Source organism: Vibrio sp. 10N.239.312.C11, assembly GCF_041466065.1.
GTDB classification, from domain to species: Bacteria; Pseudomonadota; Gammaproteobacteria; order Enterobacterales; family Vibrionaceae; genus Vibrio; species Vibrio tasmaniensis_A.
In genome coordinates, this window is record NZ_JBFSRZ010000069.1 from 1 (window position 1) to 18,891 (window position 18,891).

14 protein-coding genes and 2 pseudogenes are annotated in these 18,891 nt (G+C 45.1%); 5 read left to right on the forward strand and 11 right to left on the reverse strand.

Annotated features, from left to right (window positions below; all coding sequences use genetic code 11):
* Positions 1-115 precede the first annotated feature (115 nt).
* The gene (locus AB6D07_RS20680; RefSeq protein ID WP_017103819.1) at positions 116-1,468 is read right to left on the reverse strand and encodes an MATE family efflux transporter; all 1,353 of its coding nucleotides are present in this window, start codon (positions 1,466-1,468) and stop codon (positions 116-118) included.
* A 100-nt stretch (positions 1,469-1,568) separates the two neighbouring features.
* Between AB6D07_RS20680 and AB6D07_RS20685 the strand changes: the two genes are divergently transcribed.
* Both AB6D07_RS20685 and AB6D07_RS20690 read left to right on the forward strand, forming a co-directional pair.
* Positions 1,569-2,579: a LysR family transcriptional regulator gene (locus AB6D07_RS20685; protein WP_017103818.1), complete on the forward strand. Its 1,011-nt coding sequence runs from the start codon at positions 1,569-1,571 to the stop codon at positions 2,577-2,579.
* A 42-nt stretch (positions 2,580-2,621) separates the two neighbouring features.
* Entirely contained in the window at positions 2,622-3,521 is a 900-nt protein-coding gene (locus AB6D07_RS20690; RefSeq protein WP_017103817.1) for a DMT family transporter, read from the forward strand.
* A gap of 222 nt (positions 3,522-3,743) precedes the next feature.
* Here the strand turns inward: AB6D07_RS20690 and AB6D07_RS20695 are convergent, their stop codons facing one another.
* The gene (locus tag AB6D07_RS20695) at positions 3,744-4,160 is read right to left on the reverse strand and encodes a VOC family protein (protein WP_009844811.1); all 417 of its coding nucleotides are present in this window, start codon (positions 4,158-4,160) and stop codon (positions 3,744-3,746) included.
* 379 nt (positions 4,161-4,539) lie between these two features.
* Between AB6D07_RS20695 and AB6D07_RS20700 the strand changes: the two genes are divergently transcribed.
* Entirely contained in the window at positions 4,540-4,806 is a 267-nt protein-coding gene (locus AB6D07_RS20700; RefSeq protein WP_017103816.1) for a DUF3081 domain-containing protein, read from the forward strand.
* Positions 4,807-4,848: 42 nt separating this feature from the next.
* The gene (locus AB6D07_RS20705) at positions 4,849-5,457 is read left to right on the forward strand and encodes a CIA30 family protein (protein WP_017103815.1); all 609 of its coding nucleotides are present in this window, start codon (positions 4,849-4,851) and stop codon (positions 5,455-5,457) included.
* 151 nt (positions 5,458-5,608) lie between these two features.
* On the opposite strand, the gene AB6D07_RS20710 is transcribed toward AB6D07_RS20705, so the two are convergent.
* On the reverse strand, positions 5,609-6,634 hold the full coding sequence (locus tag AB6D07_RS20710) for a zinc-binding alcohol dehydrogenase family protein (protein WP_017103814.1): 1,026 nt from the start codon (positions 6,632-6,634) through the stop codon (positions 5,609-5,611).
* A 206-nt stretch (positions 6,635-6,840) separates the two neighbouring features.
* Between AB6D07_RS20710 and AB6D07_RS20715 the strand changes: the two are divergent.
* Positions 6,841-7,760 (forward strand): annotated as a pseudogene (locus AB6D07_RS20715) (LysR family transcriptional regulator).
* A gap of 105 nt (positions 7,761-7,865) precedes the next feature.
* On the opposite strand, the gene AB6D07_RS20720 reads toward AB6D07_RS20715, so the two are convergent.
* The 8 genes and pseudogenes from AB6D07_RS20720 to AB6D07_RS20755 all read right to left on the reverse strand — a co-directional run bounded on the left by AB6D07_RS20720 (position 7,866) and on the right by AB6D07_RS20755 (position 18,546).
* Entirely contained in the window at positions 7,866-8,252 is a 387-nt protein-coding gene (locus AB6D07_RS20720) for a hypothetical protein (protein ID WP_009844806.1), read from the reverse strand.
* A gap of 152 nt (positions 8,253-8,404) precedes the next feature.
* On the reverse strand, positions 8,405-9,169 hold the full coding sequence (gene fecE / locus AB6D07_RS20725; RefSeq protein ID WP_020477206.1) for a Fe(3+) dicitrate ABC transporter ATP-binding protein FecE: 765 nt from the start codon (positions 9,167-9,169) through the stop codon (positions 8,405-8,407).
* Positions 9,170-9,171: 2 nt separating this feature from the next.
* Positions 9,172-10,143 (reverse strand): iron chelate uptake ABC transporter family permease subunit, encoded by a 972-nt coding sequence (locus AB6D07_RS20730; RefSeq protein WP_029223071.1) that lies wholly within the window; start codon positions 10,141-10,143, stop codon positions 9,172-9,174.
* Positions 10,143-11,198: an iron ABC transporter permease gene (locus AB6D07_RS20735; protein WP_029223070.1), complete on the reverse strand. Its 1,056-nt coding sequence runs from the start codon at positions 11,196-11,198 to the stop codon at positions 10,143-10,145. Before AB6D07_RS20735 ends, AB6D07_RS20730 begins: the two co-directional genes overlap by 1 nt.
* Positions 11,195-12,172, reverse strand: coding sequence for a Fe(3+) dicitrate ABC transporter substrate-binding protein (locus AB6D07_RS20740; RefSeq protein ID WP_029223069.1), 978 nt, complete (start codon positions 12,170-12,172; stop codon positions 11,195-11,197). Before AB6D07_RS20740 ends, AB6D07_RS20735 begins: the two co-directional genes overlap by 4 nt.
* 87 nt (positions 12,173-12,259) lie before the next feature.
* Positions 12,260-14,382, reverse strand: a pseudogene (locus AB6D07_RS20745) (TonB-dependent receptor family protein).
* Positions 14,383-14,571: 189 nt separating this feature from the next.
* Complete coding sequence (locus tag AB6D07_RS20750) at positions 14,572-16,608, reverse strand: TonB-dependent siderophore receptor (RefSeq protein WP_017103811.1); 2,037 nt, start codon at positions 16,606-16,608, stop codon at positions 14,572-14,574.
* Between the two features lie 744 nt (positions 16,609-17,352).
* Positions 17,353-18,546, reverse strand: coding sequence for an acetate/propionate family kinase (locus AB6D07_RS20755; RefSeq protein WP_017103810.1), 1,194 nt, complete (start codon positions 18,544-18,546; stop codon positions 17,353-17,355).
* Positions 18,547-18,891: the final 345 nt, after the last annotated feature.

An 18,891-nucleotide genomic window follows, 5' to 3' on the forward strand; every position in this document is an offset into this window, starting at 1 on the left:
GAAATACGCGAAACGGGGTTGTTCTATCTTTAAATTTAATTACGCAACAAAGCCGGTCAGCAGTACAAAGTTTATCGTTCAAGGTTCCGTGGTAAAAGCGAGCATCACAAGCAGATCACGAATAAGCATGAGTCGAGAGATCCGGAGACTTACTGTTCTTTTGAATGACACGCATCAGCTGGATAAGCAGCAGAATACCTGTCACACCTAAACCAACACCGATTCCGCCCCAGATCCCTGCCAATTCAAACTTAGACATCAAATACCAAGCCGCTGGCAAACCAAATATCCAGTAACCAATGGCTGTCATTACGGTTGGCATTGAGACAATCTTCATCCCTCTCAACAGGTTAATCGCCAATAACTGCCAAGCGTCTACAATAAAGCACAACGCAACCACCCAAATAACAGAGGCCAATAGCGAAGTCATTGCGCCCGTACCATCGTCTAACTTGAAGATAGACGCGATCATTTCTGGCCAGATGATGAACACGGCAGACAAGGCTACGCTCAACACCGACACCAAGATAAAGCTTAGAATCGAGGTTCTTTTGATGCCTTCGTAGTTACCCGCACCGAAATCACGGCCAACCAAAATCGCCGCAGCTTGTGAGAAACCGAAATTGAAGTTCCAAGTAAAGCTTAAGCATTGCAGCAGGATTTGGTGCAGCGCTAGAGAAGCAATACTGATCGTCCCCGCCATCAAGGTTCCGCCGTATATCAAGCCATGTTCAAGTAATGCAGCGAGCCCAATAGGCAAACCCATCATCAAAAGCGGGCTCATTAACTTGATTGAATACTCTTCTGTGTTTAACCAAGGGGCGAACTGCTTAAACTCGTCACGCTTGAATACCCACACCGTGTATCCAACCATCACGATAAAGGCCGCGATAGCCGTACCTAGCCCTAAACCGGTTAAACCCATGTCTAATTGGAAAGTTAAGAAGTAGCTCACTGGCACATTTAGAATTACCGTGATAATAGACATCACCAGAATAGAGCGCACGTTACCAAACGCACTGGTTAATCCACGCAGTACCAACAAAATAAGCGAAGGCAGCATCACCCATTTCAAGGCATGCACATATTCCATTGCTAAAGTAATCACTTCTTGGGGCTGTTTTGCTGCCTCTAATACCAACGGAGCAAACCAAAAGCTGGCCATTAAGGTCACGCTGAGCACGAATGCCAACATGGTTGCGCCTTTCACCGCCAATCTGATTTGTATATTACCAAACTCAGGGCGAGCTACGCGCTGACCGTAAGCGATCGCAATCAAGTTCGCGACACACCCCACGGTGCTGCTCGCAATAATAAAGATGAAAAAGTAGATAGAGGCGCCTAAGCCACCAGCCGCAAGGGCTGACACACTGATACGCGACATCATCCAAACATCAGTAAGGACTAACGCCATAGAGATCAGCTGTGAAATGATCAAAGGGAATGCGAGTGTGAGTATTTTTTTCATGAGCGCCTCAGGTAATTTCGCCCAAAATACGATCGATGAAGCTGGCGTTCAATTGATAAATTTGCGACTCTAACATTCCATAAACTCATGCGAACGAATTATGACCCCATATCCTAGCTTGCCGTCATCCCATAATGGCTTAAAAGCCTTCGAAGCTGCTGCAAGGCTGATGAGCTTTACTCTGGCCGCCGATGAGCTGCATGTGACACAAAGTGCGATCAGCCGTCAGATTAAACAGCTTGAAGATGAGTTAAACGCATCATTGGTTATTCGTAAGCATCGAGCGATTGAATTAACAGAACATGGTCACGATTTGTACGTGGCTTTACGTGAAAGCTATGCCAATGTCGAAGCGGTTATTGCTTCTTGGGGCGAGCCAAAGCAGAAACGTATTGTGATCAAAGCGACTTTGAGTTTCGCGACGCGCGTATTGATCTCTAAAGTCCGGGAATTAAACGAGCGTTATCAAGATTATGAAATCGTCATTGTGCCTGTGATTGAGGAAGACGAATCGATCAACAGCAGCGAATATGACCTACTGATCTTCCATACACGCTTCAAAAAACGCTATGACAAGGCACCTAACATCACCTTCTTACGTGAAGAGTTTATGGCGCCGGTCTGTTCGACTAGTTTAACGAATTCTGCTAGCTTAGGTAATTCTACCAACTTAACGAACCAAGATACTGACCTCGATTCAATATTAACCTTACCAAGGCTCCACCCAACCTTAGATCATCACGACTGGAAAGTGTGGCTTGCTGATGTCGAGTCCCCGCCGAAAAAGCCCGTTAGAAATACCAGCTTCTTGTCTTTGGATATGGCACTCAGTGCTTGCTTGTCGGGTGAAGGGGTCACGGTGACGGATTTACTGTTGGTTTTACAGGATCTACAACGGGGCTTCTTGTACTGCCCTAAGGATGCAAAGATTCAACACAGTGCTTGGACTTACTTCATGCACCAGCGTACACACACGCCTATCATCAATGACCTTATTGAGTGGCTGAGGGAAGAGACAGCAAAAGAGATCGAGTTGCTGAAATCACTCGCACAGCAATATCAATGGTTTGGTGTAATAGAGCAAGACAAAGGCTTTGGTCGACTCTCTTAAATTAAGCTATGATTCCCCTTCCCTCACCCGATTGATATTTTTATGCCTTCTTTCTCTGTTTCAATGATCCCTGTTGGGGTTAGGTTCATGATTCTCTCCGCTTTTGGGTTCGCACTGATGTCTGCTTGTGTGAAATATATCAGCAACTACGGGATACCTGTATTTGAAATTGTTGCAGCAAGGGCATTGGTCTCTTTGATCATCAGCTATATCGATGTGAAACGAAAAGGCATTTCGATCTGGGGTAATAACAAACCACTCTTGTTTGTGCGTGGTGCTGTCGGTACTGCGGCGTTAATGTGTGTTTACTACGCCGTCACCACCTTGCCACTAGCAGAAGCGACCATTCTACAATACGTACATCCCGTGTTTACCGCGTTGCTTGGCGTGTTGTTCTTAAAAGAGCGCGTGCAAAAGTCGACCATGATCTGCATTGCATTCTGCCTCGCGGGATTGCTGGTGATGGTACAACCAAGCATGAACAGCGGCGTAAACAGCGAGTTACCCATGTTCAGCATTATGGTGGCGTTATTGGGCGCGTTTGGTAGCTCAATTGCTTATGTAATTGTGAGAAAGCTTAGCCAAACTGAAGATAGCTCAGTGATCATCTTCTATTTCCCGCTGGTTGCTCTTCCAATCTCAACAGCCCTGATCTGGAACGACTTTGTATGGCCGAGCTTATTCTTAACCGTTATGTTGGTTCTGGTCGGGATTTTCACTCAGATAGGCCAATACGGTTTAACCAAGGCGATGCAAACTCAAGCTGCCGGTAAAGCTTCAGCTTACTCATACGTTCAAATCGTATTCTCAGCGCTGTTAGGCGTGTGGATCTTCAATGAGATTCCATCCGTTTGGACTTACCTAGGTGGTGGTCTAATTGTCACGGGCGCACTCATTAACGTGTTTGGCAAACAGTTGTTAGTGCCATTCAAGGCTAAGTAGCTAAGTAGCTAAGTAACCAACTAAGCGACTAAGCGACTAAGCGACTAAGCGACTAAGCGACTTACAGAGTAAATATCAGTTAGCCAATCAGCTAATAGATCTAAAAAGGGCATTGCGGAATATTCCACAATGCCCTTTTCTGTCAGTCTTCCTAGCACCCTTTCTTAGACGTTTTATTTCGAACAATCTTGCTCTAGTACACCAACTCGATTGCGAGTTCTACTACGTGGCATTACGCAGCTTGGGATCATCACTCAAGTACTCTACAAATTCGATTTCAAAGCCCGCAGGATCAACAAAGTAAACGTTTTTGCGATAAGGTTCTTCAGCCCCAGGTTTGGCAATAGGGAAACCCGCATCAATAAGGCGCTCAATCACGCTCTCGATATTGTTGGTTACATAAGCAAAATGCGCGAGACCGACAGAATGCCCAGCCAAATCTCTGTTTTCTCCTTCGCCGTGATCGCTCAACGCGATGTATTGGTATTCATCACCAAAATGTAGCCAGTTACGTGGCTTGCCAGACCATTCGCCTTGCCCTTCATCACGCACATACCAGTGAGGGAAAGCTGCTTTATAGAAAGTCAGCATCTCTGGGATATCTTTAACCACTAAATTTACATGTTCAAGTTGGATCATTCTTCTCTCCTTAAAGTATTCTCTTAAGCAACGTTGCATATCCTAATACCTCAAGTTAAGTTGAGGTAAAGAACTAATTTACGTTTATTTTCGAGAACGTCTTTAGAGTCCAAATGGCTCTGCTTTGACTACATACAAACTGTAAGTTTAGACGACCTAATCCAATGTAACTCTCTTGCCTCGTATTATGTTCTTTGTACTTAATACCAGTCAAAGTAAGTAAGTGTTCTATCCAAACTACACCTTCCACAAAGTGAGCCGATGAAATGGATGCTGTATACAGGCCTCCCCTCAGTGATCGCAATGCAGAACCAAACCGTAGTTAATTGAAATACAAGCACTTAGTATTTTTTAGTCGACTGCGTAGCGGGAGTGATACATGGACAGCAGAATTACCATCAAAGAATTTCTCAGAGTGTTTGAGTTCATTCGCTCTTCCGGTGAGCAACTTGACAACAAATATCAAGTAGGCGAAATGACGGCTTGGCATGATTACGACGGTTACACCTGTTGGCTAAGCTACAGAGACGTTACGGTAACCCTGATGTTTCATGGTTCATTAAAAATCGAATACGACAAAGCGTCGAACTATGAAGACTTCATCAACCATTGTCTGGCTATGCTTGCTACAGAGCCTTCTCCATAAGTACGAAAGGTCAACACGCCCTAACAACTAGTGGAAAAAATCATGCACGAAACTGACTTTAAAACGCACTTACTGCGTAAACGAATCGCTTCTTTGTGGCTAATACTCAGCCTTTCTTTTTTATGGTCTCAAGTATCTGTAGCAGGAATAGATATGATTGATTTTACACAAGCGAACGAACAGAAGAATTGGACAGCGACCAACGACAATGTGATGGGCGGCATCTCAACAGGCGATCTTATTCATGATGGCGAGACGAGTCAATTTAAGGGCGAGCTATCGTTAGAGAACAATGGTGGCTTCAGTTCAATCAATCGCTCTGTTAAAACACTAAGTTCTGAAACGGACAGCGTAGAGTTGACGTTTGTGGGTGATGGTCGTACTTACCAATTAAGGTTCACAACGTGGATAGATGGAAACAGGACCAACTACAAGCACAACTTTGAGACAATTAAAGGTGTACAACTCAAGAAAATCTTCCGACTAAACGACTTTCAAGCGGTGTTTAGAGGTCGGTTACTCAACGAAGCTCCGGGGCTTAAAGCTCAACACATTAAACAGATCGGCTTTTTGATTGCAGATAAACAGCCTCTGCACTTCGAGCTAAACTTACTTCAGATTCAATTTAAAACCTCGCAAGAAACGGAGTAACGCTTTGTTGGAATAAGGTAAAGTCTGAATAAACCACAGACGAACAAAAGCCCCTGATATCTTACCGATTCGCGATAGATATCAGGGGCTTTCTATTCAAGCGTTCAAAAGATCAATGCTTCAAACCGTCAAAGATCTAAATCATTAACTATTAATATTTAATGGCTGTTTTTCCAATCGACGTACTGCTTTCAATACGTTGGTGCGCATCTTTCAGAGTTTCAATACTAAAACCATTCAACGTCGTCGTTAGTGTCGATTTAATGCGGCCTACATCAATCAAGTTCGCAGCTTGGAATAAGATGTCTTGTTGCTTCTGGATATCGTCTGTGTTGAACCGTGAACGGGTAAACATCAGCTCCCACACAAAACCGACAGACTTACCTTGAAGCGCCGACAGATCAATTCCACCATCGAATTCCACAATCGAACTGATCATGCCTTGTGGTGCAATCAGCTCCACCATCGATTCCCAGTGCCCTTTGGTATCCGCAACATTAAAAATGTAATCGACATGCTGGATGCCTTGCTCGCGCACAGACTCAACCAAGTTACGGTGATTCACCACATGGTCTGCACCCATATCCCTTACCCACTGCTCGGTTTCAGGTCTTGAAGCCGTCGCAATGACAGTCAGGTTAGTCAGTTGGCTCGCCAATTGAATAGTGATTGAACCTACGCCACCAGCGCCACCAATAATCAGAATCGACTTTTGCTCTTCGGGACGAACACGCAAGCGGTCAAACAACGCTTCCCACGCAGTGAGTGTCGCTAGCGGCATCACAGCAGCAGCTTCATCAGAAAGGCTCTTTGGTGCTTTCGCCGCAATACGGTAATCAACGGCTTGGTATTCCGCGTTAGCTCCCATGCGAGTGACGTCACCAGCGTAGTAAACACGGTCACCTAATTCAAAACCTTCAACGTCTGTACCTTTACCGACAACTTCACCGACTGCGTCATAGCCCAGCACTTTAGGTTGTTCGAGTGTTTTATCCTTAGCACTACGAATACGAATTTTTGCGTCAGCAGGGTTGATAGAAGTCGCGCTCACTTTTACCAGCAAGTCATTATTTTTTAGTTCTGGCAGACTCGTTTCAAACTCAAATAAACTGTCTTGCTCTGTAATCGCAAATGACTGAGTAAATCCAATAGCTTTCATTTTTGATGGTACTGACATTGTGCTTTCTCCTTGAATTAGACGAGTTAATCTTAGTCAATTCTCACTCTAGATAAACCGTCTAACATTTGAATGATTTTCAAATATATTTTGATAATTAAGCGTATAAAGTTAGCTTAGAAGAGGCAAATAAGGGTTAACCCGCTTTGTGATTAGCAAAGATTTCAATACAATGTTTAGAACATTATCAAACACAGGTAGATAAGATGCTTCTTGAAGACTTACAGGTCATTTTAAAAGTGGCGGAGTTTCCCAGGCCACCAACCTAGACATGCGTACTGCTACCGCGAGTGCTGCCGTCAAACGAGTTGAAGCCGCACTAGGCGCTGAACTGTTTGTAAGAACCACTCGCCATTTAAGGCTCTCTTCAGCAGGCGAACGCTATTTACCTGAGTGTGAACAGGCCTTGAAAATATTAGAGCAAGCCAAGCTCAGCATGCGCGAAGAGCTTGGTATTCTCGATGGAGAAATCCGCATTGCGCTTTCATCGGATCTAGGCCGCAACCTCATCACACCTTGGTTAGATGAGTTCTTGCTTGAATACCCTAAAGCATCACTTAGAACGAGCATCAGTGACAGTAATATCGATTTTTACCGTGACTCCGTTGATATGGCGCTTCGCTATGGCTCCCCTACTGACGCCAACATGTATGGTTTCAAGATCTGCGATGTGCCGAGAATATTGTGTGCGGCTCCTGAATATTTGGCTGAAATGGGAACACCAAAACACCCGAGTGACTTAGCTCAACATAATGGTTTGCTTTATCAGCTGCATGATATGTTGCAAGACGAATGGGTGTTTAACGATGGTAAGCAGGATCACAAAGTGAAGCTGAAAGGGAATCGTGCATCGAACGATGCTGACCTTGTTAGACGTTGGTGTGTTGCCGGTAAAGGCGTGGCGATAAAGTCTTGTTTAGATATGTCGAAGCATTTGCTTTCGGGCGAAGTGGTTAAAGTTATGCCTGAATTTAAACCAACACCAACCGAGTTGTGGTTAGTCTGCCCTAGTCGTCAATCCATCACACCAACGGTTCGCTTATTAAGAGATTTATTCCGCGAGAAAACCGCAGAGATCCTTTCTCAACTGAGCAAACAAAGCATTATAGATACTCAAAAGTCTTAGCGATCTAGAGATAAAAAAGGCGCTAGCGGACTTCAATCCGCTAACGCCTTTCTTCATTTGAACATCACACCGTATTAATGGATAAATGTACTTTAATACGAGTGCTTAGTTTGACTCTTCTTCAACATCGCAATCAGCACAGCACTGAAGAGCAATTTCATGTTCGAAGGTGATTGTATCTTGGCCTTCTTCTAGAAGTTCTGCAATTTCATCCGCGACTTCTTGCTCATCATCAGCTTCAATTCCGCTCGCTAACTCTTCTTCTGAATAACCGAAGAAATTCAGTAATAGATACTCGCGAGCTTCGTCTTTGGTACAAACCACATTTGCTGAAAGATCAGGCGTAACTTCACCTTCCGCAAGTGTCTTTGTCACTTGCTCTAGAGCAGTATCTTTCATCGCAGGCGTTAACCAACCAAGATCAGTACTTACTGTCGTTTTTTTACAGTCGAAGCAAGGCAGTTGGTGAAAGTAGTATTGAAAGGTCGTCATAGGTAATTTCTTCTTTAAGTGTTGTATAGCGAGATTATGCGCGTTTTATAGCAAAATACTATCTCAATCAACACCAAAAATTGATTCGCTCTGATTATTTTAACCGGATGCACAGCAAGCCAAACTGACAACTTTAATCATCGGCTATTTGCTTAAATCGCCACACACATCGGCGTATTGGATATAGGGTCACGAAATACGCTCGCTTTGAGATCAAAAACATCATTCAGCAATGTCTCGGTCATCACCTCATCGGGGGTGCCTTCAGCCACTAAACCACCTCTTTCTAAAACGATCAAATGATCGCAGTAACGGCTCGCTTGGTTCAGATCATGGAGCACAACCACCACCGTTTTTCCCTTGTCATTCATCTGCTGCATCAAGTTCATTAATTCAACTTGGTGAGACATATCAAGATAAGTGGTCGGTTCATCCAACATCACGACATCTGTGTCTTGCGCTATTATCATCGCTATCCATGCTCTTTGACGCTGCCCACCCGACAGTGACTCAATCGGTTTATCAGCAAACTCAAGTACGCCGGTATCACGCATTGCTTGTTCGACAATAGCTTGGTCTTCTTGCCCTAACCTTCCCCAATGGGACACATAAGGAGAACGGCCATATTCAACCAGTTTTCTGACCGAAATGCCTTCAGGGCTGACCAATATTTGCGGCAGAAGCGACAACGAACGCGCGAGCACTTTATCGCCATAGCTCGACAACGGTTTGTCTTCAAATAACACTTCTCCTGTCACCGGCTTATTGATCCTGACTAACGTCTTTAACAAGGTAGATTTACCACATCCATTGGGTCCAATTAAGGCTGTGATTTTTCCCTTTGGGATGGACACCGAAAGGTTCGGTATGATCGTTTGTTTGCCGTACGCGACGGAAAGATTCTGCGTTTTTAGCATGGTTACCAACCTCGATAGCGATAGAGAAGAAAGATGAAATAAGGCGCGCCAATGACAGAAGTAAGTACCCCTGCAGGCAATTCAATCGGTGGTTGTAGACCTCTTGCCAAGCCGTCGGCACAAGTAACCAAAATCGCGCCCACCAGAGCAGACGCCGGGATTAACAACTTATGATTATGCCCAAACAACAAGCGCGCTAAGTGAGGTGCTAATAAACCCACAAAACTGATCGTTCCAGCCACTGAAACGCTGACGCTGGCAAGCAACACAGCGGCCAATAGCGCAAGAGCTTGTATCTGTTTTGGCTTAGTACCCAATGTGGTGGCACTTTCCTCACCAAGCCCCATCACATCCAATCGCCAAGCAAGCCAAAATGCCATTGGCAACAACAAGAGCAATGCTCCCCAAATAAAGGGAACTTGCTGCCAATTTCGCCCCCAAAGGCTGCCAGTTAGCCATACCATCGCCGTGTTGATCTCGATGGGGTTAGTGACAAGCAAGAAGTCGATGCAACTCGCCAGAAACGCACTCACTGCAATACCAATCAAGGCCAACTTGGCGGGTGTTGGCCTTGACCACCATGCCAATAGCGCAATCAGCCCAGCAGCCAATACCCCACCGAACATCGCCACCACAGGCAGTACGCTAACTGCCGCATTAGGGAACCACACTAAACTCGCAGTCGCAGCAAGCCCTGCCCCGGCGCTAATGCCCATAAGATCAGGCGATGCTAACGGGTTACGTATCACACCTTGCACTAATACGCCGGATAGCCCCAACCCTGCGCCCACGCTTATCGCGAGTAACATACGTGGTAGCCGATACTGATGGATAACAAAGTCGTCACTGGAAAAGGCGACCAAATGTTTGATGACTTGAGGAATAGAAAGTGACGCTGCACCGACAAACAAGCCCGCAGATGCCACTAATATGAGAATCCCTGATAACAAAACTATCTTAGTGTGATGGTGCATTAAGATCTCCTCGTCGCAATCAAAATAAAACAAGGTGTCCCAAGTAGGGCTGTAATAACACCAACGGGCGTTTCAGTCGGGAAAGCAATCGATCGTGACAACGCATCTGACCAAGACACTAATGCTGCACCTGCCATTGCGGAGATAGGAATCAGTAGATGGTAATTGTGCCCAACCATGGGCCGAACCAAATGAGGAACCAACAATCCTACAAAGCCAATGGGACCAGCGATAGCGACACTGGCACCCGCAAGCAACACGATAGCCAATCCACTCATGAGGCGAGTAAGCCGGATATTACTGCCCAACCCCACAGCCACTTCTTCACCAAGCGCCAATAAGTTGAGGTTACGAGCAAGGCTAACAGCCAACACCAAACCAATCACTGCTGGCGGCCAAAGCTGTTGCCACTGTCCCTCATCCACGCTAGACAATGAACCGGTAAGCCAATGCAGCACGCTATAAGCCATATCATCAGCTAGAATCAACGCTGCTCGAGTTAACCCAATCAATAAAGCAGTAATGGCGATACCCGCTAAAACCAAACGTAACGGATGAGAACGTTCGGAGAAGAAGCCACCGAGGAGCATCACAGCACCACCGCCTAGCAATGCACCAAGAACAGCATTAAGGATCGGGTTTAAATCACTCACCACAGGTATGCCTATCGCAGCTAAAGCCATAAAACAGGCTGCGCCAGCGTTAATACCTAAAATTGATGGAGACGCAAGTGGGTTACGTGTTAATCCCTGCATCAACAGTCCGGCGACGGCTAAGCTTGCACCAATCAATAACCCAGCGTGAGCCCTTGGAGCTCTAAGTGTCGCCAATATTTGATGAGTCATATTGCTCTCATCAAACGCAAACCAATAGTGAACTAAGTCACTCAATGTTAGGGAGAAATTCGACCAACCTTGCATAGAGGCCACGTAACCAGACATCGCCAAACACGACACTAAAGCCGTAAATAACGTGACTCGCCACGACACTAATACCGTAAGCCACGACACTATAAGCGAACGTCGCTTACCTCTAGAGAGCAACATCGAACTCATGAGCGATCCAAGATCTGCTCTAGATTTTTCGCCATTTGTTCTGCGGCCAACATGCCTCGATTCAATGACCATAGTGCTGGTGACACTTCTACCATTTGTTGATTCTTCGCGGATGTTAATACATTAAACAGTGGGTTTTTCTGCCAATCATCAACGATATTTGGATCTGAGTATGCACCAAGGAGCAACCAATCAGGATTTGTTTTCAACAACAACTCAAAGCTGGTTGGCAAGTACGCCTTGTCTGTCGGTTCCACTATTGGGCTAGCAATACCTAATGTGGTGAGTACACCTCCGGCATACGAAGCAGGGCTATGTAGCCACATTCCTTTTTCCGACACGACAGCAAATTGGACAGTTTGTTTAAGCGAGAAATGACTTTTAAATTCTACCATAGCTTGTTGATGTTGGTGAATTCTTTGTTCCATTGCCGATTGCTTGTCGAGGGCGATACCGACCTTAAGCGCAGATTCCAAGTTCTCTTGATAAGTCTCTCCACGGCTTTTGAGCAGCAGAGTTGGTGCGATTCGCTGTAGATCTTGATAAACCGTACGATGACGCTCTGCATCGGCAATGATCAGGTCGGGCTTTAATACCGCAATGGCTTCTAGACTAGGCTGCGAACGCATCCCAACCGATTCCCATGGTTGCACTAATTCACGCACCGCCGGAATCACTCGCGAAGTATCATTGTCATCGGCAACACCAACCGGAGACACGCCTACCGCAGCTAACGCATCGACAAATGAGAACTCCAACACCACAACGCGTTGCGGGGTAGTCGCTATCTCAAACTGACCTTGCTCGTCCTGAATGATCCTCGTTTTTGCTGAACTGGAAAATGAGAACAAGCTTAAAGCCAACAAAGCTAAGGTTATCGCTATCCTGCTGAATAAAAAATGCCTTTTGAATGACAGCAGTCCGTTCGGCAGCAACCATTGATTCGAAAATAAAAGTCGAGAGCTGTTTTCCATATTTATTTTTCCTTAAACACTAGAACCGTGAAAGTCGCCAATAATATTGGCGACTTATATTCGTTATTATTTTTAATCAATTACCGATTAGAACTGATAGTTCAGATCCAAAGTGTATGAACGCCCTGGCGCTGGATAGCGGCCAACCGGACTGGTATCAATACCGCGGAAGTAGTAGTCCTCAGCAAACAAATTGTTCACTGCAACATTCATGCGTAACTTACTGTTTTCATCTTTATACAAGTCTGAGCCTAGGTTTAAGTTCCATACCATGTAAGCAGGTACTTTGCCTTTCGCACCCGATGCATCTTCAGCACTGGTATTGGCATTGTCAGAATAAGACTCACTGAAATAGTAACCTGATAAGGTCGTATCTACCCTGCTAAACGCATAAGTCGCATCCCAGCTAAGTTGATGCTCCGATGTGTAAGGAAGTTGCTTACCTTTGTTTGCACCTTCTGCTTCTATCGTCGCATCCAAATAGTTATAACCCGCGCCTAAACTCAGAGCTTGCATAACCTGCGGAACATAACGACCTGAGAGTTCAATACCTTGATGAAGCGTTTTACCAATATTATCAAAGGTCTGTGTTCCGCTTTGCCATTGGAGTTGGTCTTCAAAATCAATGCGGTAGAGCGCGACATTAAAGCTAGTTGAATCTTGATTGTAACGAGCACCCAACTCGTAGTTCCATGCTAGCTCACTGCCCTCTTCACCCTTGCCTCGGATGTAAGCGATTTGTGGTGCGCGCAAAGATTTCTGCGCATTGGTGTACCCAACCCATTGCTCAGTTAAATGGTATGCCACGGTTAAGCCCGGTAACCACTCGGTCACTTTGTTGTCTGTACTCTGTGCTTTACCTAAATCATTAAAGGTCATATCAATCGATTCGTAACGAATACCCGGAGTAACCTTTAGCACGTCGTTAAACAGGCCAACTTCATTGCTGATGTAACCTGCGAAAGCATCGGTATTCAAGTTCCAATCACGTGGTACTTTTGTTACCCCACCAGCAATTGGCGTTTGCGTTAGCTTGTAATCGATATCTTCATTTACATAGCGAGCACCCACAATCAAGTTTTGCGTCACCGTATTACCGTCAAAGTACATCGCTAACTTAGGTTCCACACCATAAACAGCGAATTCACGTGGTGAGGTGCGAATATCTGTTGATGGTAATGCTGGATCCGCCCAGTGACCGCCTGCGCTATTAAAGCCCCATTGGAAGAAACGCTCAGAGTGGTGACCAAATGTTAGCACTTCCAATTCTGCGCCATCCGCAATATTCAAATCATGCAAATACTTCAGGCTCCAACGCGTTGATGTGCCTTTGTATTCGTCATACGGTCGCTTCGATTGAGTACGATCTTGCTGGTAATCTTTTGGCGATAAAGCGCCCGGCATTTGGGTGTCGGCATCGTAACGCTGAACGAATGCTTGTAGCTCCTGGGTATCACTGAGTAACCATTGCAACTTCGCTTGGAAGTTTTTTACATCCGTATCTGAATGATCACGGAAGCTTTCACCTTTTAGGAAGTTACCTTCCACTTGAAGTGCCAGCGTATCGGTTAACCAACCACCGGTACGTAGGTAAAAGTCATTCAGTGGTGTATTACCATCTTCAAATACCGTAAAGCGATTACTGATTTCTGTTTGCCATTGGTGTGGAATAGGCTTAGTCACCAAGTTGATCACACCACCCACGTTGTTTGGCCCATACTGCACAGCAGCGCCACCACGTACGATATCAATTCGGTCAAGCATGATAGCGTTGCTGGGAAAATAGATTGTCCGGTATGACCATAAGGCGCAAGAGTCAGTGGTACACCATCCATTAGAAATTGAGCATGACCACTGCGGCTCGCTTTCAAGCCGCGCACCGAGATGTTAGGCAATACACCCGTGCCCGTTTCGTCTTGAACCTTAATGCCCGGTACAATTTGAAATGCTGAATCAATCGAAAGTGCGCCAGTCTTTTTAATTTGTTCGTTAGTTAGAACGGTACGCGCTCCCGGATACTCTTTCACATCTTCTAATTCTGAATTACCGATCAAGCTGCCCGTCACGACAACCGTTTCCATGGTCGTCGTTTGCGGATCCGACGCAGCGAATGCACTCATGGAAGTCACTGAAGCGATGGCTGTTGCAAGTACGGTCAAGCGCAGTTTATGTTGCGCGTGGGGTTTACCATCCAAATTCTGGTAAGGCATGAAAATCTCCTAAGTAGGCAAATTAGGGTCAAGGGCTGTGCTTTTAAGTTATGCCAACGCTTTGACCCATTGGGCTAAACGACCTCAAAATGAGGCCAACTGTTCACTCACTCGTAGCGAACAAATCAATAGTTTTTTCAGTTGAAATAGCTTTTAGAAATAAACTAAATCTTCGAGCAGAACTTGCTTTTAGAACTGATAGCCGTAGCTGAGCATGAATTCAGCTGGCGCTCCGTAACCAATCTGATTCGTGCCCGACTTACCACTGGTTGCCCCGAGAATATATTTCTCACCAAGTACGTTATAAGCGTTCGCTTGAATTTTGTGACGACCCGTGGTGTACGCTGCCATCAAATCAACAGTGGTGTAATCACCTAATGCGACGGCTTCATTGTTACCCGCGTAGCGGTCGCCTACATATTTCACACCACCGCCCAAACGCCAGTTTTCGTATAATTGGTAAGTACTCCAGAGTGAGAACAGATGATCAGACACATCATTCGGCTTTTTGCCTGTATCTTTATCTTCTGCATCTAGGTAGCTATAACCAACTGAAATATCCCACAACTCTGTAATCTGACCGCGAGCTTCCAGTTCAATACCTTGGTGACGTGCTTCAATCTTAGTGATAACGTCGCCATTAATATTGGTTTGTGGTTGCTCTTGATCAATTTGGAAAATAGCGGCATTGAGCATCAAAGCGTTATCTAGTAAGTAGGCTTTCGCACCCACTTCTTTTAGATCGGTATGGAAGAATTCAGCCAGTTTAGGGTTGATATAAATACCGGAGTAAGGCAATTGCCACGAACGAGCTAAGCTTGCGTATACCGACATATCGTTGTTGATACGATAGACCAAGCCACCACGATAGCTCACTTTGTTATCATCTAGCTTCTCTTGGGGTTTCCCGGCTTTTTGCTGCTCAAGTTCCATAGAGTCATAGCGCACGTTACCTATCACCGATAGATCACCCAAGGTGTAAACGTCTTGAAGGTAAATACCCGTCGTCGTCGTTGTGTTATCACGGAAAGGCTTGAAACCCGGATCAGGCGTTGCTCCTACGACGGGGTTATAGATGTGTTTCGGAGGTAAGGTTTTATCGCTTGCTAGCGTTAAATCGATATTGATCTGGTTATAATCCGCACCAATCATCATTTGGTTAGAATCGGTTTCCCACACTAACTCGGATTGCATCGTCGTTGTGGTTCGAGGGTCATAACCGAAATTGTTCACGGTTTGAGAGACTTTATCTCCCGTCACAGTGCCTTGACGCGTGCCCTTTTGCTCAAGTTCGATATGATTGTATGCCGCTCGGTTTGTCCATACCCACTCGCTATTCAAGCGCCACTCATAATTAATGCCAACACGCAGGCTATCGGACTCTTGATAATCGTTAGTGCCACCGTAGAAAGAACTCTCAGAGACATCGACAGGTTTGCCATTTTTGGATGGAACACCACGATATGGCACCAGCTCTTGGTGTGCATATTCGACATCTAAGTCAACGGTATGCCCTTCAGCTGGCAGCACTCGAATGGTTGGTGCAATAAAGAAATCATTAGAATCGACATGGTTTACATACGAATCAGCCTGTCGGTGTTCCAGGTTAATACGTCCATTGACCTTATCTGAAAACGCCATTGAGCTATCCACCTGCCCTACAAATTGGCTGTTACTGCCAACACTGCCGTTTACATTGGTAAAATTGTCGCCATTCGCTCGTTTGGTAACTAAGTTAATGATGCCGCCAGCAGAGCCCCTACCATACAGAGCACCTGCAGGGCCTTTTACCACTTCAACACGCTCAATATTGGATAGGCTTCGATACGACTGTAAAGTTCCATCATCACGCATGCCATCACGATACATGTCATTCAGTGCATCAAAGCCACGAATTACAAATTGGTCTCGACTACCTTCACCTAAAGTATTATTAACACCAGCAACACCATCAAGAGCATCCACTAAACGGACCGCACCACGGTCTTCCATCTCTGTTTTAGTGACCACTGAAACGGCTTGTGGGACATCGAGCCATTCGACATCCGTTTTGGTACCCGATTGCGGCATGTGCTCCGCGTAACCTTCGTACTGATGACCAATAACTTGCACGGTTTCATCCACCGTTACTTCTTCTGAAGCCATTGCATTCGACACGGTAGCCACTGTGGTTAATGCACCTCCAATTGCCAAAGCGAGGGGGGTGAAAGCCAATCTAACGTTCATATTCTAATTCCGGTTTAGTTTATAAATCACAATTAATGCGAATAAGAACAAATATCATTTATATTTGCAATATATATTTTACCGCCTACCCCTCCAGCACGATATGCAACATTGCTATTTACAAAATAATCAATAAAAGAACAAGCCTCTTAAGACATTGGATAATGTCGTATAAAAGTAGGTAAAAACGAGGTTCGACGGTTGGGAATACTCAGAAAAAAGACTTTTCGATAGGGAGAAAGACAGCAAATAAATAAAGGTTTGAGCCAGGTAACGGATGGGATCAATACCCTTTAGTACTGTGTGCCTATTAACTGGTCACACCTCAAAATAATGTTCAATAATTCAAGACAACAACGGAAATGTAACTGGAGTTGATTGTATCTACAAAGAACCAAGCTCAGTAGCCTATGTTGACTGACAAACATGATTAGCAAAGAAGGCATGCCATATTCTCGTCATTTAGCGTTCTCGCAGAAACGGGGAATTCAACTAACGAGCATTCCCCTCAAAACGACATAACTTACGACATCGTCATAGCGCGTATCACCCTCGAGTGGTGCGGGCTTCGATACAAGATGACTCTAAGGCTACATTCGTAGCCTTTTTTCTCCTTCGATAACGAGTAGAGAAGACAGGTAACAAGCGGATCTACGACAACTCATCCCGAACAAGAAAATAAAAAAAGCGAGCCACTAGGGCTCGCTTTCACATTGTCTATATTTTATTAAGCGGCTGCTTGGATTACAGAAGTTCTACCGACTGTTGAGCAATTACGAATTCTTCATTGGTTGGAATAACCATTGCTACCGCGTCTAACATTTCAGACTTAGCGATGATGCCTTCTGCACCAAAGCGAGCGGCTTCATTGCCTGCTACGTCTTCAACAAAACCAAGAATCTTAAGGTTGCTTAGGATCTCACGACGAATTGGTAGAGAGTTCTCACCGATACCACCAGTGAAGATGATGCCGTCTAAAGAGTCTAGCGTTGCAAGGTAAGAAGCAACGTATTTAGCAACGCGGTAAGTAAACACCTCGAAAGCAAGCTTAGCGCCTTCGTGGCCCTCTTCCATCGCTTCTAGAATGCCACGAGCATCGCTCGTTAGACCAGACACGCCAAGGAAACCAGACTCCTTGTTTAGAGAGTTAAATACTTGCTCTTGTGACCAACCTTTCTTTAGTAGGTACTCGATGATACCAGGGTCTAGGTCACCACAACGTGTGCCCATCATAAGGCCAGAAAGCGGTGTGAAGCCCATTGACGTATCAACACTGTTACCGTCTTTGATAACACATACAGATGCACCGTTACCTAGGTGAACAGAGATGAAGCTAGCTTGTTCAACTGGCTTGTTGACCATTTTCGCAGCTTCCCGGCTAACGAAGTAGTGGCTCGTACCGTGGAAACCGTAACGACGAACACCGAAGTCTGTGTATAGTTCTTTTGCGATTGCACCAGTAAATGCACGTTGTGGCATTGTTTGGTGGAAAGCCGTATCAAATACAGCAAATTGAGGTAAAGAAGGGAAAGCTTCAATCGCAGCGCGGATACCAATAGCACCTGCAGGGTTATGCAGTGGAGCTAGGTCAGATAGGCTCTCAATCTCACTCGTTACTTCTTCAGTAATTCGAACCGTTTGAGTGAACTTCTCGCCACCGTGAACGATACGGTGACCAATAGCCACTATATCAGCAGTGAAGCCTAGATCTTCCATCAACCCAACCAGTTTGCCAATGGCAATTTTGTGGTGGTTATCTTCACCTTGAATGGCAATTTCAGTTTTCTGACCTTGATACTTCCAGCTCATACGAGCATCTTCAAGACCAAAACACTCCCCTAAGCCACTCAATACGGCTTCACCAGAAACAGAATCAATAACAGCAAATTTTAGGGATGAACTACCCGAGTTAATAACCAGAACAAACGAATTAGACATTGGATATGGATCCTGTTTCAGTACGAATTGGATGAAGTGTTTACTTCAATTTTAGTTAAGCCCATTATTCAATAATTTTTGAATCTTTCAACTTTTGTTTTGCAAAAAGCACCAAATGAACACAATTAAGTTGATCTGAGTCATTAGTTTATTTATTTCGAGAGCGAAATTAAAAAATAGTTGAATATGACAGTTGGTTAATAAACGAAGTAAAGGACTGCTCACACTAGGGCGTGTTGACCTTTCGAGGTTAAATTTTGTTCGAGATAAAAGCGTTTTAATCGCGGCGAGGGGAAGTAGCCTAGTCATTCTAAGCAAATCTCCCTCAACAAAGAGTAAAACGCT